17 protein-coding genes, 4 pseudogenes and 1 other annotated feature are annotated in these 26,770 nt (G+C 36.8%); of the genes and pseudogenes, 9 read left to right on the top strand and 12 right to left on the bottom strand.

The features are described 5' to 3' along the window. Positions 1–465: 465 nt before the first annotated feature. Positions 466–2,389: pseudogene (thrS, locus tag JNUCC74_RS02115) on the bottom strand (threonine--tRNA ligase). 1,523 nt (positions 2,390–3,912) lie between these two features. Then, positions 3,913–4,137 (bottom strand) — a binding site (T-box leader). Between the two features lie 349 nt (positions 4,138–4,486). On the opposite strand from thrS, the gene JNUCC74_RS02110 reads away from it, so the two are divergent. From JNUCC74_RS02110 to JNUCC74_RS02080, 7 genes and pseudogenes are all read left to right on the top strand, one after another. Next, positions 4,487–5,515, top strand: a complete 1,029-nt coding sequence (locus JNUCC74_RS02110) for a LacI family DNA-binding transcriptional regulator (RefSeq protein WP_454066722.1) — start codon at positions 4,487–4,489, stop codon at positions 5,513–5,515. A gap of 169 nt (positions 5,516–5,684) precedes the next feature. Continuing rightward, positions 5,685–7,364 (top strand): glycoside hydrolase family 13 protein, encoded by a 1,680-nt coding sequence (locus JNUCC74_RS02105; RefSeq protein WP_454066721.1) that lies wholly within the window; start codon positions 5,685–5,687, stop codon positions 7,362–7,364. Positions 7,365–7,385: 21 nt separating this feature from the next. Then, complete coding sequence (locus JNUCC74_RS02100; RefSeq protein WP_454066720.1) at positions 7,386–8,729, top strand: ABC transporter substrate-binding protein; 1,344 nt, start codon at positions 7,386–7,388, stop codon at positions 8,727–8,729. A 366-nt stretch (positions 8,730–9,095) separates the two neighbouring features. Further along, positions 9,096–9,491, top strand: a complete 396-nt coding sequence (locus JNUCC74_RS02095) for a carbohydrate ABC transporter permease (protein ID WP_454066719.1) — start codon at positions 9,096–9,098, stop codon at positions 9,489–9,491. Continuing rightward, positions 9,488–9,952 carry a hypothetical protein gene (locus JNUCC74_RS02090; protein WP_454066718.1) on the top strand — a complete coding sequence of 155 codons (465 nt, stop codon included), beginning with the start codon at positions 9,488–9,490 and terminating at the stop codon, positions 9,950–9,952. The genes JNUCC74_RS02095 and JNUCC74_RS02090 overlap by 4 nt, the downstream gene beginning before the upstream one ends. Before the next feature lie 239 nt (positions 9,953–10,191). Continuing rightward, a complete protein-coding gene (locus JNUCC74_RS02085) occupies positions 10,192–11,379 on the top strand; it encodes an IS110 family transposase (RefSeq protein ID WP_454065429.1) in 1,188 nt (395 codons plus the stop codon). Positions 11,380–11,505: 126 nt separating this feature from the next. Beyond that, positions 11,506–11,886 (top strand): annotated as a pseudogene (locus tag JNUCC74_RS02080) (carbohydrate ABC transporter permease); the annotation flags it as partial. Between the two features lie 666 nt (positions 11,887–12,552). On the opposite strand, the gene JNUCC74_RS02075 reads toward JNUCC74_RS02080, so the two are convergent. The 5 genes from JNUCC74_RS02075 to JNUCC74_RS02055 form a co-directional block, all read right to left on the bottom strand. Beyond that, on the bottom strand, positions 12,553–13,407 hold the full coding sequence (locus JNUCC74_RS02075; protein WP_077319226.1) for a DUF72 domain-containing protein: 855 nt from the start codon (positions 13,405–13,407) through the stop codon (positions 12,553–12,555). 68 nt (positions 13,408–13,475) lie between these two features. Next, positions 13,476–13,733 carry a spore coat protein gene (locus JNUCC74_RS02070; RefSeq protein ID WP_077319225.1) on the bottom strand — a complete coding sequence of 86 codons (258 nt, stop codon included), beginning with the start codon at positions 13,731–13,733 and terminating at the stop codon, positions 13,476–13,478. Positions 13,734–13,744: 11 nt separating this feature from the next. Continuing rightward, positions 13,745–13,930 carry a hypothetical protein gene (locus JNUCC74_RS02065; RefSeq protein ID WP_077319224.1) on the bottom strand — a complete coding sequence of 62 codons (186 nt, stop codon included), beginning with the start codon at positions 13,928–13,930 and terminating at the stop codon, positions 13,745–13,747. 85 nt (positions 13,931–14,015) lie between these two features. Beyond that, a complete protein-coding gene (nrdG, locus tag JNUCC74_RS02060) occupies positions 14,016–14,471 on the bottom strand; it encodes an anaerobic ribonucleoside-triphosphate reductase activating protein (protein ID WP_454067812.1) in 456 nt (151 codons plus the stop codon). Positions 14,472–14,494: 23 nt separating this feature from the next. Then, the gene (locus JNUCC74_RS02055) at positions 14,495–16,369 is read right to left on the bottom strand and encodes an anaerobic ribonucleoside triphosphate reductase (protein WP_454067811.1); all 1,875 of its coding nucleotides are present in this window, start codon (positions 16,367–16,369) and stop codon (positions 14,495–14,497) included. A gap of 775 nt (positions 16,370–17,144) precedes the next feature. Here JNUCC74_RS02055 and JNUCC74_RS02050 point away from each other — a divergent pair. Further along, positions 17,145–17,264 carry a putative holin-like toxin gene (locus tag JNUCC74_RS02050; protein WP_425445275.1) on the top strand — a complete coding sequence of 40 codons (120 nt, stop codon included), beginning with the start codon at positions 17,145–17,147 and terminating at the stop codon, positions 17,262–17,264. A gap of 404 nt (positions 17,265–17,668) precedes the next feature. On the opposite strand, the pseudogene JNUCC74_RS02045 reads toward JNUCC74_RS02050, so the two are convergent. From JNUCC74_RS02045 to cyoE, 5 genes and pseudogenes are all read right to left on the bottom strand, one after another. After that, a pseudogene (locus tag JNUCC74_RS02045) lies at positions 17,669–17,917 on the bottom strand (MBL fold metallo-hydrolase); the annotation flags it as partial. Between the two features lie 151 nt (positions 17,918–18,068). Then, positions 18,069–18,619 (bottom strand): annotated as a pseudogene (locus JNUCC74_RS02040) (MBL fold metallo-hydrolase); the annotation flags it as partial. A 228-nt stretch (positions 18,620–18,847) separates the two neighbouring features. Further along, positions 18,848–21,493 (bottom strand): cation-translocating P-type ATPase, encoded by a 2,646-nt coding sequence (locus JNUCC74_RS02035; protein WP_077319222.1) that lies wholly within the window; start codon positions 21,491–21,493, stop codon positions 18,848–18,850. Positions 21,494–21,538: 45 nt separating this feature from the next. Then, positions 21,539–22,876: a hemolysin family protein gene (locus tag JNUCC74_RS02030; protein ID WP_454066717.1), complete on the bottom strand. Its 1,338-nt coding sequence runs from the start codon at positions 22,874–22,876 to the stop codon at positions 21,539–21,541. A gap of 169 nt (positions 22,877–23,045) precedes the next feature. Beyond that, a complete protein-coding gene (cyoE, locus tag JNUCC74_RS02025; protein WP_454066716.1) occupies positions 23,046–23,936 on the bottom strand; it encodes a heme o synthase in 891 nt (296 codons plus the stop codon). A gap of 518 nt (positions 23,937–24,454) precedes the next feature. Here cyoE and ucpA point away from each other — a divergent pair. After that, positions 24,455–25,246: an SDR family oxidoreductase UcpA gene (ucpA, locus tag JNUCC74_RS02020; protein ID WP_454066715.1), complete on the top strand. Its 792-nt coding sequence runs from the start codon at positions 24,455–24,457 to the stop codon at positions 25,244–25,246. Between the two features lie 185 nt (positions 25,247–25,431). Here ucpA and JNUCC74_RS02015 read toward each other — a convergent pair whose 3' ends face one another. Beyond that, on the bottom strand, positions 25,432–26,652 hold the full coding sequence (locus JNUCC74_RS02015) for an IS256 family transposase (protein WP_454066581.1): 1,221 nt from the start codon (positions 26,650–26,652) through the stop codon (positions 25,432–25,434). Positions 26,653–26,770: the final 118 nt, after the last annotated feature.

Here is a 26,770-nt window from a genome sequence, read left to right as displayed (position 1 = left end):
ATGCCTTTCTGTTACCAATTCTAAATTCTATCAAAAAGTTATTAAAAAAGAACAGACTAATCCCGTTTACTCTGCAACCACAGGCAGAGCCTTTGAACATATTTAATTACTGGTTTAAAGCAAATAACTCTCCTTTTTATCTTATTGAATGTTCAAAAAGTCTACTGAACTATAAACAAAGATTTATCGATCGTCTGTTTCTTGTGATCCCTGTTTCTAACTTGATTGCACTCTGCTATTATAAACGATGTCATCCTTGAACTTCGACACACAGGACATGCTGGTGTTACAACAGAACAAAGATTCACGAAGAAAAGATCGACAGCGAGACAACGATTTACTCAAGGACGTTGCGATTTTAACCTTAAGCTTTTTATCTTCTTTTTTGAACATTTCATATCGAAACTTATTATCAATAGTTTATTCCAAGATGTCAAAACTTTCTTCACCACATTTGGAAATGTACTACAGCAACCTATCATTAATCTGCTGCTGAAGACCTTTCAAAAAGCTGGCTAATGATTCACTTTCGGATCGCTTACTTCCGTATTTTCTAACATGGACACTGCCTGCTTCTACCTCACGATCCCCTAACACAAGCGTATATGGTATTTTTTGCATCTGTGCTTCTCGTATTTTATAGCTTATTTTTTCATGTCTGTTATCTACCTCAACTCGAATAGCTTGTTCTTTCAATTTCGCTTCAACTGCTTTGCAATAATCCGTATGCACATGAGATACTGGAATTAGTTGTACTTGAACTGGAGCAAGCCAGACTGGAAAAGCACCTGCAAAATGTTCAATTAAAATGCCAAAGAATCGCTCAAGCGAGCCATATATAGCTCGGTGGATGACTACTGGACGAACCTTTTCGTTATTTTCATTGATATAAGATAGATCAAATTTATCCGGCATTTGAAAGTCAAGTTGGATCGTTGCACATTGATGGCTTCGTTCTAGCGCATCCTTAATGTGAAAATCAATTTTTGGACCGTAGAACGCACCATCTCCTTCATTTAATTGATAAGGAACTTCTAGTTGTTTTAAGACATTTTGCAGTGCTTGTTCAGATAATTCCCATAAATGATCTTCACCTAATGAAGGTTCCGGCCTCGTTGATAGCTCAACGATATACGTAAAACCAAAAGTACGATAAATCTGATCAATCAGGTTAAAAACCTGTTTAATTTCCGATTCAATTTGATCTTTACGTACAAAAATATGAGCATCATCCTGACAGAAAGTCCGAACACGCAGCATACCATTTAAAGCACCGCTATATTCATGACGGTGAACTTGCCCAAATTCCGCTATACGCACTGGTAAATCTCTGTACGAATAAAGTTTATTTTTAAAAATAAGCATATGTCCCGGACAATTCATCGGTTTAATTGCAAAGTTAGTATCATCTACTTCTGTGAAATACATATTTTCATGATAGTGATCCCAATGTCCTGATTGTTCCCAAAGACGTTGCTTCATCATTAAAGGTGTCTGTACCTCTTTATAAGAAGCAGTATTTTGCATTTCTCTGGAAAACTGTTCAAGTTCCTTTCTTATTATCTGTCCTTTTGGTAAATAAAAAGGCATTCCTGGGGCCTCTTCAGAAAACATAAATAACTGCAATTGCTTCCCTAATTTACGGTGATCTCGTTTACTAGCTTCTTCTAAGAAATCAAGATGCTTCTGCAATTCGCTTTTTTTATTAAATACATACCCATAAACTCGTTGAAGTACATCCCTTTCACTGTCTCCACGTACGCCAATATGCACCTGATACGTGTGAGAGCTTAAATGCTTTCACATATCCTGTACTTGGTACATGCGGTCCACGACAAAGGTCAATAAATTCCCCTTGATGATAAATGGTTATCTCCTCATGCTTATCCAGCTCTTTTAATAGTTCTAGCTTAAACGGTTCATTCCGCTGGGAAAAGAGCTGCATAGCCTCATCGTATGAAATAGCTTCCCGCCTTATTTCCAAATCTTCTTTAATGATGATTGCCATTTCCTTTTCAATTAATTGTAGTTCCTGCTCGCTTAACCGTTCATTTAACTTACAATCATAATAAAATCCATGTTCTATTACTGGTCCAATCCCGAGCTGGATATTATTAAATAATCTTTTTACTGCTTGTGCAAGTACATGGGCTGTTGAATGCCGTATTACTTCTAATCCTTCTTTCGTATCTGATGTAAAAATCTCCACGGATGCATCATCCATCAGTTTGTAGCTCAGATCAACTAATTTCTGATTTACTTTAGCAACTACTGCATTTTTTCCTAAACTAGTGCCAATCGATGAGGCAACCATTTTAACAGTAGTTCCTGCTGGATAGGTTCTTACTTCTTCGTTTGGTAAGTGAATGTGAATACTTGAGTTGTTCATGATACATACCTCCTTAAAATTTAAAAAACTCGGCTAGTGCATGTTGGATTTATACTGTGAACTGGGAATCTTACGGCACCTTACATGCGGGATAAAGTGAAACTTCATTCCGTGAAATGCTTTTTACACGGAATGTTAGTTGAACCAATCGGGCATTTAGGTGCCGTTGTCTCACACTTTGACTCTTTTGTATCAATTCAGGACTTGAAGTGGGAATCTTACGGCACCTTACATGCGGGATAAAGTGAAACTTCATTCCGTGGAATGCTTTTTACACGGAATGTTAGTTAAACCAATCGGGCATTTAGGTGCCGTTGTCTCACACTTTGACTCTTTTGTATCAATTCAGGACTTGAAGTGGGAATCTTACGGCACCTTACATGCGGGATAAAGTGAAACTTCATTCCGTGGAATGCTTTTTACACGGAATGTTAGTTAAACCAATCGGGCATTTAGGTGCCGTTGTCTTACACTTCGACTCTTTTGTATCAATTCAAGATTTGAACTGGGAATCTTACGGCACCTTACATGCGGGATAAAGTGAAACTTCATTCCGTGGAATGCTTTTTACACGGAATGTTAGTTAAACCAATCGGGCATTTAGGTGCCGTTGTCTCACACTTTGACTCTTTTGTATCAATTCAGGACTTGAAGTGGGAATCTTACGGCACCTTACATGCGGGATAAACCCTAAAATTTTATACTTTCATATAGTATTAAAAAAACACATTCTTCCCTCCTCATAAAGGGACGAATGTGTTATCCGTGATTCCACCCAACTTTCCAAAGTAATATAAGGGAAACTTTATCCAAAGATTGTTTTTTCCTTGATTGTTAGTACCACAAGGGTATGACGACCTCCAGGCCCTTGAACCAATCAGGCATTTAGGTGCCGTTATCTCCACCTAGATATCTTCGTATTCTATATCCCCTTAAAATAGGGGGTTACGGTACCTTAGATGTTTATAAATATTACCTTGGCTCATCTTTGCTGTAACGTAGCTTTACGGTATTGGTTACTCTTTTTCCCCAATACAGCTCGTGAGGTGGTCAATTATTTTTCATCACTAGGAAGTTCACAGCTCCTCTTCCCTCTCTGTTAGCTGTAAAAATAATCCATATCCTCGTCATCGCTATTGCATATTTCCTTTTTTCTAATACCCATGAAACAAAAACGCAAAAAACTTGTTTATCGACGTACATACTGGGAGAACTTCTGATATGATAAAGTGAACCTTCATTCAAGGATAGCTTTTCGCTTGAATTAGTTGATCAAAGACTAATTTTAAAACTTTCTTGATAAACAAGAACTCTTTTTCTGCGATGCTTAATCAAGAAGTCTTTCTCTCCTTGTCGCCCGAATGAATCAGACATGAAGGTGCATCTTCCGCTTTAGATATTTTTAATTATTGCTATGAGGGTCTAAAAGCAAATTACCTTAGCGAAATAAAATATCTTTATGTGTCGAACAACTTTTATGCCAATACTTATAGACACTAAAAAACACATTCTTCCCTCAATCATAAAGGGACGAATGTGTTACCCGTGGTTCCACCCAATTTTCCAAAACAACATAAATATTGCTTGGCTCATCTTTGCTGTAACGTAGCTCTACGGTATTGGTTACTTCTATTTCCCCAATACAGCTCATGAGGCGGTTCATTATTTTCCATCACTAGGAAGTTCGCAGCTCTCCTTCCCTCTCTGTTAGCTGTAAAAATAATAATTGACCTCGTCATCGCTTCTTAATTGCATTTTCTTTTTATTTTATCCTACCGCAATATGCTTAAAAAAGCAATATTTTTTAGTTTCATGAGTTTGTCAAGTGTTTTTTAGGCATTATCGCTCCTGAACCCGCAGTGGATTTACACTTCGCTTTTCGCAAGCAACGCCTCAATTTCCTCGGCTTTTTCCACTTCAGCAATTGCAACTAAAAATGCAGTAAGGATCATTGGCATCGGCTCCAAGATGCTTTTCTTCGTTCTTATTTAGACACTTATTCAACGCTTCTTTAATCCAATTTTTCTCAAACAACAGTTGACAATGGTTTCATAACCAGATAATATGGAGTAAACGTTTACTCTTAAGGAAGATAGTATGAAGAAATCAACGATAAAAGATGTTGCAAAAGAGGCTAATGTTTCTATTGCAACCGTTTCCCGAATTTTAAATGAAACGGGAAAAGGCTATTCTGAAAAAACAAAGCAGCATGTAATGCAAACGATTGAACGAATGGGATACTATCCAAATGCTATTGCAAGAGGTTTGATCAATAATGAAAGCGGATCGATTGGTGTCTTATTCCCTGAAGTATCCGCAATGGTTAGTGCAGAACTGCTCCATGGTATTGAATCCGCAGCGCAAGCATTTAGAAAGAGTGTAATTGTATGCAACACTTCCTCTGACCAAGAGAAAACAAAGCATTATTTACGATTGCTTTATGAAAAGCAGGTTGAGGGTGTTATATTTGCAAATGAAAGACTGACAAACAATTATCAGCGAATTGTTACACAAATGAATGTCCCATTTGTAACTTTGTCTGGAACAACTGAAATAAATCATATTCCAGAAATAAAAGTTAATGACGTCCAGGCTTCTTATGATGCTACTCGTTACTTAATAGAACAAGGACATACCCGCCTCGCTATGATAAGTGGGAACCCCAATGATTTAATTGCTGGTGCTCCGCGTATTGACGGCTTTAAAAAAGCACTAAAAGAAGCGAGGCTACCTTGTGAAGACACCCAAATTTGTTGGAATAATGCCTTCTATTTTGATGATGGTAAAATTGCTTTTCGCTCCATTATTAAAAACCACCCCAAGACAACAGCTATTTTTGCTGCAAGTGATGAACTAGCTGCAGGTGCCATGTCGGAAGCGCATGCTCAAGGCATAATGGTTCCGGATGATTTATCAATTATCGGTTATGATAATACAAAACTTGCGATGATGCTCATCCCTTCTTTGACCACCGTATCGCAAGAATTTGAAACAATGGGGTACAAGGCTGCTAACATACTTTTCCAATCAATGATGGGGGAAGAAGTAGAGTCACTTACAATGAAACATAAAATTATCGAAAGAGGATCGGTGAAAAGCGTTAACGAAAAGTTTAAAAACCAATAGACGAATAAATAAATGGTGGTCTTTTCTGTGCAGCTGTATGATGTTCAACAGCTGCCCGAATCTTATCGTCTATAACGACTCGATTCTTTTTGAAAACGAAAGGTTCGTATTACCTTTTTCTTTTTTAGCATTAGAGTAAACGTTTAACCTTATGGAAAGGATGATTTTTTTGACACAGGCAAATTGGTGGAAAGAAAGCGTTGTTTATCAAATTTATCCACGCAGCTTTCATGACAGTAATGGTGATGGTATTGGCGATTTGCAAGGAATTATTCAAAAGCTCGACTATTTAAAAAAACTTGGGATTGACGTGATTTGGTTATCCCCTGTTTATGATTCACCTAATGATGATAATGGCTATGATATTCGCGATTATCATGAGATCATGGATGAATTCGGTACCATGGAAGACTTTGATGAATTACTAGAAGAATCTCATAAACGAAATATTAAAATAGTGATGGATCTTGTGGTTAATCATACATCTGATGAACATGAATGGTTTATCGAATCAAGGTCAAGTAAAGACAGTCCAAAACGTGATTATTATATTTGGAGAAAAGGAAAAGCCAATGGGCAGCCCCCAACTAACTGGGAGGCGGCATTTAGTGGATCCGCTTGGAAATATGATGAGGCAACAGATGAATATTATCTTCACATGTTTAGCCAAAAACAGCCTGATTTAAATTGGGAAAACCCCGCAGTACGTGCAGATGTATATCAAATGATGCGATGGTGGCTCGATAAGGGAATTGACGGTTTTCGTATGGACGTAATTAACTTAATATCCAAAGATCTAAGCATGCCAGAACGTGAGCCCGACCCTGGAAAAGAGTTTGTTTCGGCATTTGAATTTCATGCGAATGGTCCACGCATTCATGAGTTTCTTCAAGAGATGAATAAAGAAGTTTTAGCTCATTATGACATCATGACGGTTGGTGAAGCACCAGGGGTATCTGTTGAACAAGCGAAGCTATATACTGGCGAGGATCGTAACGAATTAAATATGGTTTTTCAATTTGAACATATGGGGATTGGAGACGGCCCAGACGGAAAATGGTCCAATCTTCCATGGAAGCTTACTGAGCTAAAGCAAATTTTAAGCAAATGGCAGTATGGCTTGGAAAATACGGGGTGGAATAGTTTATATTGGAATAATCATGATCAGCCAAGAGTTGTTTCCCGCTTTGGTAATGATAAAGAGTATCGTGAAAAATCAGCAAAAATGCTAGCAACATTACTGCATGGAATGAAAGGAACTCCTTATATCTATCAAGGTGAAGAAATTGGCATGACGAATATTCAATTCCCTTCTATTGATGATTATCGGGATATCGAACTGATCAACTGGTACAATGAACGCCTTTCGCAGGGACATAATAAAGAAGATTTAATGGAAGCGATTTATGCGCGCGGCCGCGATAACGCTAGAACGCCAATGCAATGGAATAATGAAAAACATGCCGGATTTACTACAGGGGAACCATGGCTTTCTGTAAACCCTAATTATCAGGATATTAATGTAGAAAAAGCGCTTGATGATGCAAACTCTATTTTTTATTACTATCAAAAATTAATCTCTCTTCGTAAGCAGGAAAAGATTTTCACTCATGGAAACTATCAATTGCTGCTTAAGGATGATGAAGCTATTTTTGCTTATACAAGAACTTATCAGCAAGAAAAACTAGTTGTTGTATGCAATTTTACAGATCAGGCTCAAACATGTGAACTCCCTAACTTAACAGGTGACATTGAATTGTTCATTACAAATGAACCAACCGATGATCTGCATATACTTCATCATTTTACATTAAATCCATATGAAGCATTTATCTATAGACTTGCTTAAAACAGAAAGAAGGAGATTCTAATGAAACTTGTTTCTTCTCTAGTTATGTCGTTCACTACAGCTGCTTTACTTGTCGGCTGTAGTGATTCTTCTACTTCTGAAAACATTGTAGAACTAGAGCTATTTTCCAATAAAGCTGAAAATATAGCTACCTATGAATCGATGATTGATCAATTTGAAAAAGATAATCCTACTATCCGTATTCATTTATATGCCCCACCAGACGCAGAAACTTTGTTACGCACACGGCTTGTAAAGAATGATATGCCAGACATCCTAGCAATTGCCGGAAACGCTTTGTACCGGGAATTAGTAAGTGTTGATATGTTAGTAGATTATAAAGGGGAGCCTATGTTAGAGACTGTGCAATCTGCATATTTACAAACACTTTCTGATTTAGAAGGATCCGAGTCTCATGGGATACATGGTGTTCCATTTGCTGCTAATGCAAACACCAGGATTTACAATAAAGCAAAACTCGAGGAACTTGGTGGGGAAATTCCAAATACTTGGGATGAATTCATTCATCTATTGGAGAAAGCGAAGGAAGCTGGAGAAATACCTATATACTTCACATTTAAAGATGCATGGACAACCATGCCGGCTTGGAACTCACTAGCAGGGAATTTACAACCAAAACAATTCGCTGAACGAAAAACAAATCAAGAACTGTCATTTCAAGAGACACACCAAGAAGTGGCCGAAAAGTATTTACAACTAAAAGAATACGGCCATGATCGAATGTTTGGTATTGGCTACCATGATGGAAATCAGGCTTTTTCCCAAGGAGAAGGGGTGTTTTATTCACAGGAAAATTGGGCAGTACCTGAACTGCTTAAACTAAATCCAGATCTCGATCTCGGTGTATTTGCCCTACCCGTAACAAATGATCTAAATAAAAATAATTTGGTATCTGGGATTGATGTTCTGTTTGCTACCTTAAAAGAATCGAAACATCAAGAAGAAGCTAAAAAGTTTATTTCATTTATGATGGAAGAAGAACGACAAAAACAATATATGAAGGAGCAATCTGCCTTCTCTGTACGCAAAGATGTTATATCTAATGATCCTGTAATGCGAGGAATTCAGAAAAATTTCAAGGAAGGAAAAATAAGCAGCTTTCCAGATCACTTTTATCCTGCTGGAATGGGTGTACAAAATATGGTGCAGGAACTTCTCTATCAAGGTAACACTTCCAAATTGTTAAAAGACTTGGATCGAGAGTGGGACCAAATTCAATTAAGATATCAAGGAAGTGAGTCAATTGAAAAGTCGACAACGAGCTTTTTTGTTTATGACCATCCCGGCAGTTTTTTTGTTTTTTATTTTCCACACCTTCCCTCTCATTCAGGGTATATTCTATAGCTTTACGAACTAGCGAGGTTATGGTGAATGGGATTTTACCGGTTTTTCAAATTATATAAATGTATTTAAGGATCTTCGTGCTCTAAACGCATATGGATTTACGTTTAAATTTGCTATCGTCTCCACAATTTTAGTAAATATGTTTAGTTTATTAATCGCACTTGGCTTAAATTCCAATATTAAGTTTCAAAAAACGTTACGAGCTATCTATTTTTTGCCGAATATTTTAAGTATTTTAATCGTGGGTTTTATTTTCCAGTTTATCTTTACCATATTTTTACCGCAAATTCGGAAAGCCTTGGTATCCAAGCACTAGCAACCAATATATTAGGCAGCCCCGATCATACTTGGATTGGTGTCGTCAATATGGCGGTATGGCAAGCTACTGCATTTAATACCATCCTTTACTTAGCTGGATTGCAGACAGTACCAGGAGACGTTTATGAAGCTGCTGCCATAGATGGAGCATCCCCATGGAAAAGATTCTGGTCGATTACATTTCCCTTAATTACGCCATTTTTCACAATTAATATGGTACTCGCTTTAAAAACATTTTTAATGGTATTTGATCATATTATCGCTTTAACCGGTGGTGGCCCAGGCTATGCAACAGAATGTATTTCAGTATTAATTTATCGAGGTGGCTTTGAAGGTGGGCAATTTGGCTATCAATCGGCTAATGCTGTCATCTACTTTATTGTTATTGTTGCCCTATCGATTATTCAATTACGTTTCTTACAAAAACGGGAGGTGCAGCAATGAAAACAAAGAGAAACTGGTTCGTTACGATATTATTAATGGTTGAGACGCTACTGATTTTTTTTCCGTTATTTTTAACGATCACGGTCGCGCTAAAAACACCTAAGGAAATGGCTGGTTCATTACTATCATTACCAAAAGAATGGCGGTTCCAAAACTTCCTAGATGCAATTGAATTGACTAATTTCTTCCAAGCACTATCAAATAGTTTTATCGTTACCTTTTTTGTAGTTGTATTAACGGTGTTAACCAATTCTCTTGTATCCTACGCTATTGCTAGAAATATGCATAAGCGATTTGTTAGAGGATTATTCTATTATTTTGTTAGTGCTATGTTTGTACCGTTTCCGATAATTATGCTCCCACTTGTCAGACAAACAGCACTATTAGGAATGGATAACTTGGTTGGACTCATCTTTTTATACATTGTGTTTCAATTGTCCTCGTATATTATTATTAACTAGTATTTTTACTAATTTTAAATCGTTGTACCACTCAAGGTATAATGTATTTAGTCAGATAGAGGTTGTCGTAATTGTCCTTGAAGTATTGTCTTCGTTTTCAAGACTGACACCTCTTTCTTTATAGAACTATTCGAATGAGCTGGATGACATATTCGTTGTCGTATATCGAACGAGGTTGGATATCTATAAGGATAAGAGGATTCCTCCCATCTGATAAATAATAATTAGGTGGTGCTTTTATGTTTTATATTGGTGTTGATATTGGTAAGCGGCATCATCAAGTAGGTTTAATTAATGATAAAGGTGATCCCGTTGGGAAAACTGTCCGTTTCGCAAATTCCAAGAAAGGAAGCGAAAAGTTACTTCAATTTATCAACCAATATAAGTTAATACCTGATAACACAGTTGTTGGTATGGAAGCTACCGGTCATTATTGGTTATCTGTTTTTTCATTTCTTCATAAATTAGGATTTAAAATAACCGTTTTTAATCCTTTACAATCGGATGCCTTACGTCATTTTTATATTCGAAAGACAAAAACAGATGTGAGTGATGCCTACCTGATCGCTCAAGTCATCCGTATTGATTCGCCAGAGGAAACTCCTTTCGTTGAAGAAGATTTACTAGAATTAAGACATCTTGAGCGTTTACGGTATTCCTTTGTAGATCAGTGTTCAGACTTAAAACGCAAAGTAATTTCGTTACTTGATCAAGTCTTTCCCGAGTATGAACAAATTTTCTCTGATGTATTTGGAAAATCTTCTACTGAAGTTTTACTACACTCCCCTTTACCTGAAGATTTACTTCAACTTGATACAGAAAAGTTAGCTGAGTTATTAAGTAAAGGGCGTCTCGGTGAAACAAAAGCTTTTAATAAAGCGAATCAAATTAGAGAAAGTGCGTTGAATACCTTTGGCATTTCTATGGGTACAGATGTATTTAAACTACAAATTCAACTTCTTTTAGAACAAATTTCATTAATTGAAAAACATCTAGAAAAAATGGAAAAAGTAATGATTGATATTTCAAATCGCCAAGAACATTTTCTGACAACGATCACTGGTATTAGTGATGTTACCGCGTGTGTCATTCTTGGAGAAATTGGTTCCATTCAACGCTTTGAGCGTCCTGAGCAACTTGTTGCTTTTGCAGGCCTAGACGCCTCTGTTCATCAATCTGGTGACTTTAATAGTAATAAAACTCGACTTTCTAAACGAGGTTCTCCTTACCTCAGACGAGCTATTTGGCAAGCTGCGTTTGTAGCGAGTTTCCATGATCCTGCCCTTTCCTTGCATTACCAAAGATTGCGTAAGCGTGGTAAAGCACATGGTACAGCTGTTGGTGCTGTTGCTCGGAAATTAACACATATCATTTTTGCAATACTTAGAGATAAAAAACCTTATGAACCGAGACCAAATAATAATTAATAATAAATTAATCTAAGCTTTCTTTTTTAAAAAATTAATGAAGGCTTATTTGGTATGCTTAATTTTAATCGGAGTCTTTTATCATAATCTCAAAAATCACTCCATTTTTACCTTGACTTTTTATAGCTGGTCTTTAATGTATTCATATATGTGGGCTACATTAAATCTATTCCAGTTGCACTGGAAGAAGCAGCTGTAATGGACGGGGCAAATTCATGGAGGATTTTTTGGAAAGTTATCTTCCCGCTTCTTACACCAATGAATGCGACAGTGGCAATCCTGACTACATTATATGCTTGGAACGACTTTATGCTACCACTAGTAATTTTAACAGACTCGGAAAATGCAACCTTGCCATTGGTTCAATATATTTTTCAAACTGAATTTAGCACCAATTATAACTTAGCATTTGCTTCTTATCTGCTCGCGCTCTTACCAATGGTAATTGTTTATCTGATAGCCCAGCGCTGGATTATTAGTAACGTCACACGTGGAGAGGTTAAATAATTGATGATCAAACAAAGCATTAATCATTCCGGATAAGTGTTACGTGAATCCGATTTTATCCCGCTTGTAACTGACAGTAAAACCTCTACTCCCTTGCAACGAGGTGAACCTAGAGAATAAATAGAGGATCTTACTGCAAGTCAAATGTCCGATTCTGTTCAGAGGTTTTTAGGTCATACCCTTTTCGGTACTAACAATCAGTGAGGACCAAAGAGAAAACTTCTACTGATTAAAGATTCACTTTATTGGATACATACTTTACCTTTCGTCTTTAGCTGGTAATGTAAGCCTTACCCCCGTAATATCGAAAAAACAGCTATTACCTTAAAAAATGGTAATAGCTGTTTTTTGAAATATCGACTAGCTACGAAGACCTTGGATTCGAGGTTATTTTTCAAGAATTGTTTTTATCATGTATAAAGTAAACAATTCCAAATATAAGGAGATGATCTTTTATGAAAGAAAAAGATGAACGAACGTCGGGAAAGTAAACATGATGTTCAAACGGGTTTTTTGCGCGGTCGCCCGTAATGATAATATTGTGTTAATTAATATTGTCATTCGTTTCTATAAATAAATCATTGATAGTGTCATTTCTTCTTTGTTTCATCGTATAAAGGACGATTAATATCAGCCCAAAAGCAGAACACCTTCCCTGTTTCTATATTAAAACAGATCCAATTGCTTTGGAGCAAGACCATCATATTCGATCCCTAACAATTCTTGTAATTGCTTTGCATTTCCTGCTGCGTCACCACCGGAATTATTGTTAAACAAAACAATAATATCCTTCGATTCTATTTTCAGCTTTTCCAGTCGTGTTTTCCATTCTAAAAGTTCCTTTTCATTGTATTTATATAAATAGCGTATATCACGCCAATTCGTGTCAGCACTGGTTGGTTTATTCCAACCGTGAACATTCCTGCCATGCAGGCGAATCAAAGTTAAGTCATCGTTTGTTGCTACCAGGATGGTTGGGATTGACCCTTCACCAGCTTGTGGTTCATCCACAACCGAATGAATCCATCCTTCTTCCTTCATAAACATTAACGTACTGTCTCGAAAACGTTCACTAAACCAAGACTGATTTCTAAACTCTAATGCAACTGGTATATCGTTCATCATTTTTTTACAATACCGTAAATAAGTTACATTCTCTTTAGTACAATCAAACCATGGAGGAAATTGAAATAAAACCATTGCCAGTTTATTTGCTTGTTGATATGGCTTTAACGACTCTTTAAATGCTCGAAACATTTCTGCCTTTGTTGAAAATGGGTCATCTTCTCTCCGACGATGCCCCGTCATCCCTTGATATGCTTTTACGACAAAGCGAAAGTTTTCCGGGGTTTCTGAAACCCACTTTTCAGCATTATGAACAGGCTGGACAGCATAAAATGAGGCATCCACTTCTACAACAAGAAAATGACTGCTATATTCAGCTAATTTATCTTTCGGTTTAATTTGTGCAGGATATAAGGAATAATGATCTCCCCATCCAGTCAGTCCAATGTAAATCATGAAAAACCTCCCTATCACTACTTATCATAGCATAGGGAGGCTTCTGCATGAAAACTATAAGAGCTTACTCACTGTTGACCAGCTGTCAGCTCTGACTTCACTTGCTGAATTTCTTGCTGATCAGCTGGCATTGCTGGCTTATAGTGACCTTTTTGGGAAGCAAAACTATATACCTTTCGCTGACGAGCTTCATCATTATTTCTCATATTAATTAATGTTTGTCTAAGCTGTGCATTATTCGCTTGACTAATATAATCAGCATAGCTTTTTAAACTGGCATTTAATCCGTTTAAGTAGTCATTTACAATATCTTTATCCTGTAACAATGTTAGCCCTCCTATTGTAAAAATGGTAATAACTGCTGTTGTGCTTGTCTTGCAGCCTGCGCATCCTGAAGTAATATGGATTTTAACTCTTGATCCGTTGCTGACTGTGCATAGGCTTCGAGTTTATTGGCAATCATCCCATGTTCACTAATAATTTTTCGTAAATTCTCCAGTTCTGTCTGAGTCAAATTATTCATGGACGCAATCTCCTTTCTAAAAATTCAAGCTTAGTTTGTGCATTTTTAGAAAGGTTATACGTTATAAAGAAGGGTTAACATCTTTCTATATTGGACGGTGTTCATCCATATGAATGATTCGCTGATTTCTGCTACCGCGAAATGACAACGTTAAATCTCGTTCTGCTAAAATAAATGGGCCATCAACTAATACATCGACATATCTTAGCAATTCCAATTGATTCTCGTCTTTTATTGTTAGCAGTTGCTCAATCGTCCACCCTGTGTAAGCCCAGATGTTTTTCCCATGTTCCTCTTTAAGCTGTTTCGCAATTTTAGCAGCTGCTTTCGCTTGGAAAAAAGGATCACCACCACTTAATGTAATATCCGTTAATGGGTTAAGAGCCTCTTTGACAACTTCCTCAATTTGCATTTCTTTTCCATTTCTTATATTCCATGATTTTGGATTGTGGCATCCTTTGCAAAAATGGGGGCATCCTGCAAAAAAAATTACCGTGCGTAGTCCTTCTCCATCAACAACGGAATCATGATAGATGGACATAATACGTGCTGTTTCTGTTCCCATTATAAATGTTTCACCCGATCATGCTCTTCCATCGCCTTAGCCGTATTCCATTTATCCATTGTGCCAACAAGATAGCCGGTAATCCGACGTATTCTGTCAAATTCTGATTCCTCCGTCGTGTGACAGCCTGGACATTCATTATCAATCACCCCAGTATAACCACAGCTTTTACAACGATCAACTGGGTGATTAATACTACCATAACCTATCCCACATTCCGCCATTGTTTTAACAATGGTATCCATTGCTTTTAAATTTTTACTAATATCTCCATCAACTTCAATATACGTAATATGCCCTGCATTCGTAAAAGGATGATACATTGCTTCTTTTTTTATTTTATCCAATGCACAAATTGGATAATAAACAGGAATATGGAAAGAGTTCGTATAATAACCTCTATCCGTGACACCTTTTATGATGCCGAACTCTTTCTGATCTTGCTTGGTGAACCTTCCACTTAATCCCTCAGCTGGAGTAGCGATTAATGAATAGTTTAAATCGTATTGTTTACATGCCTGATCACATTTTTGTCGTAAAAATGCCACAATTTCTATTCCCATTTTCTGTGCTTCCTCTGATTCGCCATGATGCTTACCAATAAGTGCAACAAGACATTCCGCTAAACCGATAAACCCAACGCTTAAGCTGCCTTGCTTCAATACCTTTTCTAATGTGTCATTTGGGTTTAACTCAGAACTTCCCGTCCAAACTCCTTCACCATGTAAAAAAGTGAAATCCTTCACAAGTTTACGTGATTGAAATAAGAAACGATCATATAGTTGACGAATGACGATATCCGTATATTTATCTAATTTATTAATAAATGCTTCAAAAGTTTGTGATGTTAGTGCTATTTTTACCAAATTAATACTAGTAAACGATAAATTTCCGCGACCTACACTGTTTTCTTTACCATGGCGATTAGCCATAATTCGAGTACGGCAGCCCATATAAGCTACTTCAGAATCTGGTTTTCCTTCTTCATAGTACTCCAAATTAAACGGCGCATCGATAAAACTGAAATTAGGAAAGAGACGTTTTGCAGTTGTTTCCAATGCTAATTGATATAAATCATAATTTTGATCTGTTTTATAAAAGTTAACACCTTTTTTCATTTTGAAAATTTGAATTGGAAAAATTGGCGTTTCTCCTTTTCCTAATCCTGCCTGTGTAGCTAATAGAAGGTTTTTTATAATCATTCTTCCTTCCTTACTCGTATCCGTTCCGTAATTAATCGACGTAAATGGAACTTGACCACCACTTCGGGAGTGCAGACTATTTAAGTTATGAATAAATGCTTCACATGCTTGATAACAATCTTTGTTTGTTTCTTCCCATGCTAACATTTCCAACTCAGCTTGAGTAAGTGGAAGTTTATACGATTTCAACCTGTTCAAACGCCGTTTATATGTTCGTCTTACAAATGGAGCTAAATCATAATCAAACGCCTGAAAACTTTGCCCTCCATGCTGTTGATTCTGATTGCTTTGAAAAATAATCGCAGCTAATGCCATCGCACTCATAATTGTTTGTGGTGAGCGCATATAGCCGTGGCCTGTGTTAAAACCTTTTTTCAATAACTTACCTAATGGTATTTGACAACATGTTGCAGTACCTGTTGGCATATAGTCTAGATCATGAATATGAATGTAATTCTCCTTTAGTGCTTGATTTGCTTCAGTACTTAACAATTGCGTTTTCGCATAAAATTTAGCACTTTCATTGGCAAATTTATTCATTTGTCCACAAGGAGATCGTCCATCTACATTTGCATTTTCTTGAATTAAATCTTGATTAGAGCTTGATACAATTTCATGAAAAGCTAACATTAATTCGTCGTTTTTATTAATAGGCTCAGCTTTTAGATTCACCACATTTATTCCTCCTCATCTTCCTGTTTTAACGGAAGATTTTTATCCAAATAGTACATTAACCATAGTATGTAAAAACAAACACACTATATATAGTGTGTTAAAATAAAAAAGCATACTATATATAGTTATATAGTATATGTAAATCAACAAAAATTCAAATGTATATTTTATGACTTTTTTTATAAAGACTAATTTTAGTCTACACGAACAAAAATTAGAATCGGTCGGTAGCAACATACAAACCGAAGAACTCCCAATAAAATAAAAGCAACAGTGTCGATGTTAACTTATCATGGAAGAATAGCGGAGTTGGCTATAGCATGAGTGCACGCTTAGAAGATGTAACTACTTTCAAAAATATATCTACCATAAAGATACGGATATAAATTCCCCTAAACATTAAAAACTGTTGACCAATGGCTACTAATGCTTCATAGACTTATTGATCAATAATTCACATTTGAATTTAAACTTAATTAACTTCTTTTACACTACAGGTGAAAAAATAAATACAGCAGCTCTTCACTTTGACTCATACATTATAAATTCCTCTTACTTTATTTTAACAGCTTTTATAAAAAATAATACCTTTACAGCTTACTACATAATAATTAGCTTTTATGTGACAAGAACTTGACAATATTTAAATTTAAAAATACTTTTTATTAATACTACGAAGCTTCTTAATACCGTCATCAGATCTTTTTAGAATATGTACATGAAGTTACATTCCAATTTATGCTATAATTGCCTATAAGTGCATAAGGCTTTCATGGGTGGTGGCTCATCCCTTTTTAGAAAGGGGGTGAGGCCTATGACAGTTTTCGAAGGATTGGTCTTAATGATCTCTTTCGGAACGCTCATTGTAGCTATTCTGTCAGAAAAAAAGTAACCACCCTAGCCTGACGAGCATTTAATGGTTACTTTTTCTCAAATGTGAGTCGCCCCCTTAAAGGGCTATGCACAAAGCCGTTTGGTGTTTCCAGCACCAAGCGGTTTTTTATTATATTGTCTATCCCTTATAGTATACCCGATTCGTTTAAAAATGAAAACCAAGCAAAATCGATCCGAAAACTTGGCTGTCGACAAGTCGTTTAAAGATAAGCGCTAAGTTACATATAATTTGAACATTAATACTTATTGAGTCAACTGTTGTTAAAGTTTTATATTTTTCTAATGGAAAAAGTAAAATTTTAATGTGGACATACCCCGTCCACAGCCAACACAACAAACATTACAGTTAACTCTAACCAATAGGAGTTACATTCTGTATACCATATCTAACGTGCAATCTAATTAGAATTGCATACGAAAACTGTTAAATTCATGTACACCTGTACCAAACCTTACAAGATCATGTTCTAGTAGGTAAACAACTGCCCTATTCACTTCGTGTAAAATAGCTGGATCAAGTCCTAGGGTATTATGGGAACCAAATAATCTAGTCACCCCATCTATCTTAGAAATCCTCATCAATGACTGGACTAAATCAACCGGGTTGCTTGATGGGAAAAAAGCATAAACAGGCGTTTCGTCGTACAATAAAGTGAAACTTCATTCAGTAGGAGTTTTCTTCCATCTCCTACTGAATGTTAGCTTGAACGAATCGGGCATTTAGGTGCCGTTTTCTCCCACTTAGACCCTTTTGTATCAACTCAAGGCTCTTGAAGTGGGAGTCTTACAGCACCTTACGGGATAAATCGCCAGTAAATAAATATCCCCTGCTCCGATCAAAAATTACTATATGTCCTGGGAGTGACCTGGCGTGTGATAGATAATTAACTTTCTATTTCCTAGTTCAATAATGTCCCCATCTTTTACTATATATGTAGGAAAACCTTGAAACGGTTTACATGTATCTGGATCAAACGTCAGAGGTAGGTATAGTTATATCTCTAGCTAGATTTTTTCTGATTTGCTCTAGTGACAAACCTTGAATGCCATTGATGAGCCAATCTTTACCTGCTTCATGAAATGAATTTTATCATATTCTCCATGACTTCCTATATGATCCGTATGTACGGTGTGGCCAAAACTTCAATTGGTTTATATGTTTAATTAATCCGTTATTCGTTTCATGCTGTCAATTCCTAAACCAGTATCAATCAATACAGCCTTTCTTTCACCTAACACCAAAAAAGAATGTACCTTCTGCCAATGTCCATATTCACTAATAGCATATGTCTCACTATCGATTTTTTGAACGGTAAACCAATTATCTTTTAACAAAATAAAGTGAAACTTCATTCAGTAGGAGTTTTCTTCCATCTCCTACTGAAAAGCTTGAACGAATCGGGCATTTAGGTGCCGTTTCCCCCACTTAGCCCCTTTTGTATGAACACAGGGATCTTGAAGTGGGAGTCTTACGGCACCTTACATGCGGGATAAATCCCCCTCTCGTATTACTTTTTATATCCCTAATTAATGAAAAAACAGCTAATGTTAAAACACCAGCTGTTTTTTCGCCGTAATAAATTAACTTTTAGGCACGCGATGAAATATCTTTTTTGCTAGTTCCATAAAAATCACTGAGACAATGGCTAAGCCTGTCGCAATCGCCCATTCTGTCAGTCCAAATGCTGGAGGAATATTAAAGACACTTCGAGCAAACGGTAAAACAGTTATACCATACAACACAAATCCGAGTAAAACAGCTCCGATTACGTATTTATTGCTGAAGAAGCCGATTTTTATAGATGTTTCCGTATTTGATCTGGCAGCAAATGTTTGGACAGTCCTTGAGATAATTAAGGTTGTAAATGCCATTGCTACGCCCATTTCATTAGAATGAGATAAACCAATATAGAAAGAAATGACGACAGCTGCGGCAATTAAAATACCACGTGTTAAGACCGTTCGTAGGGTGCCGCCTGCGAATATTCCTTCATCTGTTGGACGTGGCTTACGCTTCATCACATTCGGTTCAGGTTTTTCCATACCAAGTGCAATGGCAGGCAAGGAATCATTTACCAAATTAATATAAAGTAATTGCAATGCAGTAAACGGGTTTGGCAAATTAAATATAACAGCGTATAAAATAGCGATAATCGCTCCTAAATTCCCGGCAAATAAATAACCAATTGCTTTTTTAATATTGGCATATACTGTTCTCCCAACCTGTACTGCATTTACAATTGATACGAAATTATCATCGGTCAAAATCATGGCCGAAGCATCTTTGGAAACATCCGTACCACTTCCCATGGCAATCCCAATATCCGCTTGTTTCAATGCTGGAGCGTCGTTAACCCCGTCTCCAGTCATAGCTGTAACAGCACCTTTTCGTTGCCAAGCACGAACAATGCGAATTTTATTTTCTGGAGATACACGAGCATATACTGAAATTTGATCCAGTTTTTCATCTAACTCTTTATCTGACATATCATCTAGTTCTTTTCCAGTAATCGCAATATCATTGTCTCCCATTAAGCCAATATCCCGACCAATTGCTTGAGCTGTTGTCTTGTGGTCACCAGTAATCATAATCGTACGAATTCCCGCCGATTTTGACTCTTCAATGGATCCATAAACAGCTTCTCTTGGTGGATCCATCATCGCAGTTAACCCAACTAATACAAAATCATATTCATCATCATGAGATAACTCCGTTTTATCCTCTGGCAAGCGTTTATAGCCATATGCTAATACTCGCAGTGCCTGGTTCGAAAACTCTTCATTTGCTCCTTCAAAACGAGCAAGTAAATCATCAGTTAATGGCTGCTCTTCCCCATCTATAAATACATGACTGGAACGGTGAAACATTACATCTGGCCCGCCCTTTGCCAAAAGGAATTTTGATCCATTTATCGTATGCACAGTCGACATGAGCTTACGATCAGAGTCAAACGGCAACTCCGCTTCTCGGGGAAAGTTTTGTCGCAAAACTTCATAATCTTGACCATGCTTATTAGCAAAGTTGATTAAAGCAACCTCAGTTGGATCCCCCACCTCCTGCTTGTCTTCATTAATGTAAGAATCATTACATAAAGCAGCAATATATACAAGCAAGCGCTCTGCTTTATTCCAATCATCTAGATTTTCTGGCAGGCGTTCATTTTTATTAAATGGTAAAAAATGATCGGTAACTGTCATTTTATTTTGCGTTAATGTTCCGGTTTTGTCTGTACAAATAATACTCGTCGACCCTAATGTTTCTACAGCAGGCAATTTACGGATAATAGCGTTTTGCTTTGCCATTTTATTCGTTCCCACTGCCAGCACAATCGTAACAATCGATTGAAGGGCCTCAGGTATTGCAGCAACTGCAATCGCCACAGAGAACATAAGTGCATGTAATAATGCTGTTGTTGTGTCTGCTTCACTATCCCCAAGCCAAATGCGCGCTGCCTGTACAGCAAAAATGGCAATACATAAGATTAAAATTCCAATCCCTAGCTTTTTACTAAAGCTATTCAGTTTTAACTGTAATGGTGTCTCCTTCTGTTCCGCTGTAGATAACATATCAGCAATCTTACCAACTTCCGTTTTTGCACCTGTACCAGTGACAACAAAAGTTCCACGCCCATATACAACTAACGAGCTAGAATACACCATATTCCGTCGATCACCAATAGTAACCTCTTCTTCGATTGCTTCGGTCGTCTTTTCTACTGCTTCTGACTCCCCTGTAAGCATTCCTTCATTAACTTTTAGAGAGCCGCTTTCAAGTAACCGACCATCAGCCGGAACATAATCACCTGCCTCCAAATAGACAATATCCCCTTGAACGAGCTCTTTAGCAGCAACCGTCTGCTTAACACCACCTCGGATTACCTTCGCTTCTGGAGCAGACATATCCCGCAAAGCTTCTAAGGAACTTTCTGCTTTTCGCGTTTGCACAACACTAATTACTGCATTGATAATTAGCACAAGGAAAATAATAAGTGACTCTACCCATTCTCCAAGCAATATTTGTACACCTGCAGCAGCCAAAAGCACAATTACCATAGGATCTTTAAATGTTTCTAAAAATAGCTTCCAAGTTGGTACTTTTTCTTTATCCTCAATTTCATTAAAGCCGTCACGCTTCAGACGAGACCGTACCTCTTCCTCTGATAAACCATGTTTTGTTGATTCAACTGCTTCTAGAACATCTTCTATTTTCCTTTGGTAAAATTCCATTTTTAATCTCCTTGCATGTCCAATTTTGCAAATGTTTACTAGTTATTATCTACTGCTTTCATTATCCGTATTCTTTGGTTTCACACGAGTGATCAGTAGCTTATCAACGAGTACTCGATCCATATCAACGACTTCCAATTTTAGATCTGCTACATAAACGCTATTCCCTTCCTTAGGGATATTTCCTATTTCATTCGTAATAAAACCTCCAAGTGTTTGAAAAGAGGTATTTCTTACAATTTCCTCATCTACCTCATCCTCTAAATCAAAATAGCGTAAAAAGGTATCAATGGATACTTGTCCATCAGCTAACCAGGACTGATCATCCCGTTTAATAATCGTTGCCCGTTCCCTACCTACTCCGCTAGATATTTCACCAACAATCACTTGCATAAAATCATATAACGTAACAAATCCTTCAATGCCACCATACTCATCCACTACAACCGCTTGGTGATGACCGGATGCTTTTAACGTTTCTAAAGCTTGGAATACCTTAACATGCTCTGATAAAATTAATGCTTCTTCTATACAATCATTAATCGAAAATGCTTCACCTGCATATAGCTTAGAAAATACTTTATTGGTGCTTATAATACCCAAAAAATGATCTAAACTCCCCTTTCCCACTGGAAAACGGGAATGTTCACTCTGACTAATAATTTTCATATTTTCCTCAAAACTACTTTCTACATCAATCCATGTCAACTGAGTTCGGGGTGTTAAAATATCACTAAGCCGTTGATCTCCCATATAAAAGATTTGATCAACCATTTCATGCTCGATTGGCTGAACACTGCCACTATGAACACCTTGCTCTACCATTAGCTGAATTTCTTCTTCCGTGACATCGGGTTCATTCGTTTTCTTTACCCTGAGTATCTTCAAAACGAAAGAAGTAGATTGATCTAAAATCCAAATAAGCGGCTTACCTATTTTAGAAAATAAGTGCATTGGTTTTGCAACAGCAAGTGCTACTTTCTCAGGGTTTGTTAAACCGATCTGCTTTGGCGTCAACTCTCCAATTACAAGTGTCAAAAATGTCGTCAGTGTTACTACTAACACCATACTGATTTCATTGCTCCAAGGTTTTAAAAACGTTATTTTGCTCAGATAGGCACTAAGGTCATCAGCTATAGCGGCTCCCCCAAAAGCACCGGATATAATACCAATTAGTGTAATACCAATTTGAATCGTAGATAACAGTTCATTGGAATTTTCAGCTAAGTAAAGAGCAGTTTTTGCGCGACTATTACCTTCTTTTACTTTTTGTTCCAGCTTAATTTTTCTTGATGTAACAATACCAATTTCTGTCATGGCGAAAATGCCATTAGCAATAATTAAAATGAAAAGAATAATAATTGATGCAGCCAAGTTATCCATTTATACACCTTTCCTTTTTTTGCCTCTTACGATTATTTTGCCACAATAAAATTGATATTCCCATTATTATAATCAAGTATGCACAAAACAACGATTATTTTATTCTAATCTTAGCTATACAAAAAGCCAAGCTGACATGTAGAATACTGTAACAGCTTGGAATGTTCAATTACAAATCGAAAATAATACCCATTAATGAATAAATAATAATTGTAGAAAATAGCACAGTCATATGGATAAGCGAATAAACAAACATCGATGTTGCCCATTTTTCCGAATTAGCTCTAAAACGATATATACTAAGTGTTAACCATCCTACACTTAATAATACCGCAACCAGCATCAATCCCAAACTTAACGTCCCAAACAAAAAACTAATGGCAAACATAATTAATAAATAGACATTTGTTTGAATATAGGTTCGCTTTACTCCTTTTACAACGGGAAGCATCGGGATTTTTGCCGCTTCATACTGCCTATGATTACGAATAGCGATGGCGTAGAAATGAGGCATTTGCCAAATAATCATAACTACAAAAAGACCGATGATTGCAGGGTGTGTTATATCTGGATATACTGCTGCCCAACCGATAAGCGGCGGCATCGCACCGGAAATACTGCCAATCTCCGTATTATACACGGTTCTACGTTTACTCCACATGGTATAAGGGATTACATAAAGAAACAGCCCTAAAAAAGCTAAAAAAGCAGCCAACCATGTTGTTAAAGCAAGCAGTAAAATTCCACTAATACTCATGATCACACTAAGCCATAGTACTCCTATTGGCTTAATTTCCCCAGTTACGGTTGGACGAGACTTGGTTCTGTCCATAATAGCATCTATATCTCGATCATATAGATTATTAAAGGCCCCAGCAGCTCCAATTACTAAAGCAGTTCCAAGTAATGCAAAAATAATTTCCGGAAATTTTTCCATTAAACTTATTTGATATGTATATAATGCTAAAGTAAAACCGGCGAACATAGGAATAAGATTCGATCGAATAATGCCCGTTTTTACTGTCTTAGCAAAAATACTTGCCCATTTTTGCTTTGGCACCTAAGATTTCCTCCCCAATTCATGATAACTTTCTTCCCCTTAAAACTATAATTCATACCGCTATTTTTACTGCTACTTAGTAGAATCTTGATAATAATATGATTCCCCTAATGAAGCAAGCGTTTATTCCTACGGTAACATTACAAGAAATAGTTAATATGTTGTTTTCGCTAAAAATACATAGATACTTAAAATCATCAGACATTGGAAGTAACTCCAAGAATGACCTGCCTCCATTATACGCTAACAACCTATATTTAGCATGTGAAAAATATGTGAAGGCGGGTGCAGTTATTGGTGTAAAATAGATGACATAAACCTTTCACTAATAGAGGTTTTCAGTAAACTATTATCCAATACGCAGTTAAACTTGTTAAATCCCGAAACTTTGTCATTTATACATTTAATAGTCTTTTTAAACATTAACAAACATTTAAATAAAAGCTTCCGAAATGGTTAATAATATTTGCTATACTAGAAATGGTGAAACATCCATCATAATGAGGAGGTATTTTTAATTGAAGAAAATGGAAGGAAAGATCGCAATTATAACTGGTGCAGCAATGGGAAATGGTAAAGGAATTGCAGAAGTCCTCGCAAAGCATGGTGCTATTACCGTCTTATTAGATGTTTCCAAGCAGGTACATGAAACTGCTAAGGAATTATTAGACAATGGGTTTGAAACTATGGCACTTCAAGTAGATGTTACGAAAAAAGAAGACGTAAAAGCTGATATTAAAAAAGTAATTGAAAAATATCAACGTATTGATGCGCTTATTAACAACGCAGGGGTAGTGCGTTTAGAAAATTTTGAGGACATGGATGATGAAACAAGAGATTTCCATTTTAACATTAATATTAACGGGGTTTGGAATGTGACAAAGGCTGTTCTTCCATACATGAAAAAAGCAAAGCAAGGCAGAATTGTAAATCTATCTTCTGTAACCGGAACCATGGTTGCTGACCCTGGTGAAACAGCATATGCCACAACAAAAGCAGCCATTCTAGGCTTTACTAAAGCACTAGCTAGAGAAGTGGCGCCTGATAACATCACTGTTAATGCTATATTGCCAGGTTATGTCTTAACGCCAATGGCAGAGCAAATGGCAAAAGAAACAAATCCGGAAAATCCCCAAGAAGTTATCGATGGTATCGCTAGTGGAGTGCCTTTAGGACGCTTAGGTAAAATAGAGGAAGTTGGCGAACTCGCTGCTTTCTTAGCCTCTGATGAATCCAGCTATATTACAGGTACATCCATCGTTATTGACGGAGGAAGTACGTTACCAGAAACTGTTTCTGTTGGTGTATAAAGGGGAGTATAAACTATTTTGTGTAAATGGGAATTGCACACAATAAAATATACAGGCTTTACGTGGAGAAGCGGGCGTGATACGCTCGCTTTTTCGTTGGCGATAGCTTTGTTCTTTAAAGGTATCTCCATCGCCAATTCATCACGCCCGCAGAGGCTCCATGTCAAGCCGGAACCAAACTACAGTTATAATGCAAGTTCGGTTTCTAGACGTTCTCCAAAATGAATGGCTAGCTGTGATATACATTCTTTCCATCCTTGTACTGGCATAGTCCATTTTTTAGTAATATCCATGGTTGCCAAATATATCATTTTTCTTAATGCATCATCAGACGGGAAAGCAGATTTTGTTTTTGTGACTTTTCTAAGTTGTCTATGATACCCTTCAATAATGTTCGTCGTGTATATAATTCTTCTAATTTCCCTAGGGTAACTGAAATAGGCGGTTAATTCCAACCAGTTTTGTTCCCAGGATCGAATAATAATAGGATGCTTTTTTTCCCACTTTTCTTTGAAAGCAGTGAAGGCCAGTTCGGCTTCTTCTAAGGTTAATGCTTGATAGACTTTCTTTAAATCCTTCATTACCTCTTTTTGTTCCTTATAGGAGACATATTTCATGGAATTGCGTATCTGATGGATGACGCATAGCTGTATTTCTGTTTTAGGAAACGCAGAACTAATTGCCTCTGAAAAGCCTGAAAGCCCGTCCTTACATGCAATTAAAATATCTTCTACACCTCTATTTTTAAGATCTGTGCATACGCCCAACCAAAAACTAGCACTTTCATTTTCTCCTATCCAAATGCCGAGTATCTCTTTTTGACCATCCATATTAATTCCTAAAACACTGTATGCAGCTTTATTTACAATCCTATTTCCATCTCGTACTTTAAAGTGGATTGCGTCCAAATAAACAATTGGATAAACCCGATGAAGAGGGCGTGATTGCCACTCTTTGACGAGAGGCATAATCTTATCGGTTACTTTACTAACCATGGTCGGAGAAATATCAAGCCCATATAAATCCTGCATTTGGCTTTCGATATCTCTTGTTGACATCCCCTTTGCATAAAGTCCCAGTATTTGGTCTTCTATTCCATTGATAGTCGTTTCATACTTCTTAATAATCTTTGGTTCATAGTCACCATTTCGGTCTCTTGGAATATTCAATTCGGTATCCCCGTATTTAGATTTTACCGTTTTCTTACTATACCCATTTCGGCTATTTCCAGTGTTATTGCCAGTGGTACTATGTTTCTGATAACCCAGTTCATCCTCTAATTCAGCTTCAAATACCCGTTGAATGGTATCTTTAAATAAAAGCTTCATCATCTCTTGTACATCTTCTACAGTACGACATTCTTTTACCAAATCTTTAATGGTTTTGTCATGAAAAAAGTCTTGCATAAATGATCATCTCCTTATTGGAAAGTATATCCATTTACACAAAACTTTTTACACTCTCGTATAAAGCAAGTTATTTTAATTAACATTGATTAAAACTTCCATCCATGCGGGCATTCTT

This window comes from Cerasibacillus sp. JNUCC 74, from assembly GCF_053667775.1.
The sequence above is the reverse complement of the archived record's forward strand: the minus strand, read 5'-3'. Positions and strand labels throughout refer to the sequence as shown.

Bases quoted from the DNA above. Each gene is read 5' to 3' on its own strand.
- JNUCC74_RS02110 (WP_454066722.1), top strand. From the start codon at position 4,487: ATGAAGAAATCAACGATAAAAGATGTTGCAAAAGAGGCTAATGTTTCT.
- JNUCC74_RS02100 (WP_454066720.1), top strand. From the start codon at position 7,386: ATGAAACTTGTTTCTTCTCTAGTTATGTCGTTCACTACAGCTGCTTTA.
- JNUCC74_RS02095 (WP_454066719.1), top strand. From the start codon at position 9,096: ATGGCGGTATGGCAAGCTACTGCATTTAATACCATCCTTTACTTAGCT.
- JNUCC74_RS02090 (WP_454066718.1), top strand. From the start codon at position 9,488: ATGAAAACAAAGAGAAACTGGTTCGTTACGATATTATTAATGGTTGAG.
- JNUCC74_RS02085 (WP_454065429.1), top strand. From the start codon at position 10,192: ATGTTTTATATTGGTGTTGATATTGGTAAGCGGCATCATCAAGTAGGT.
- JNUCC74_RS02075 (WP_077319226.1), bottom strand. From the start codon at position 13,407: ATGATTTACATTGGACTGACTGGATGGGGAGATCATTATTCCTTATAT.
- JNUCC74_RS02065 (WP_077319224.1), bottom strand. From the start codon at position 13,930: ATGAATAATTTGACTCAGACAGAACTGGAGAATTTACGAAAAATTATT.
- nrdG (WP_454067812.1), bottom strand. From the start codon at position 14,471: ATGTCCATCTATCATGATTCCGTTGTTGATGGAGAAGGACTACGCACG.
- JNUCC74_RS02050 (WP_425445275.1), top strand. From the start codon at position 17,145: ATGGGTGGTGGCTCATCCCTTTTTAGAAAGGGGGTGAGGCCTATGACA.
- JNUCC74_RS02035 (WP_077319222.1), bottom strand. From the start codon at position 21,493: ATGGAATTTTACCAAAGGAAAATAGAAGATGTTCTAGAAGCAGTTGAA.
- JNUCC74_RS02030 (WP_454066717.1), bottom strand. From the start codon at position 22,876: ATGGATAACTTGGCTGCATCAATTATTATTCTTTTCATTTTAATTATT.
- JNUCC74_RS02015 (WP_454066581.1), bottom strand. From the start codon at position 26,652: ATGCAAGACTTTTTTCATGACAAAACCATTAAAGATTTGGTAAAAGAA.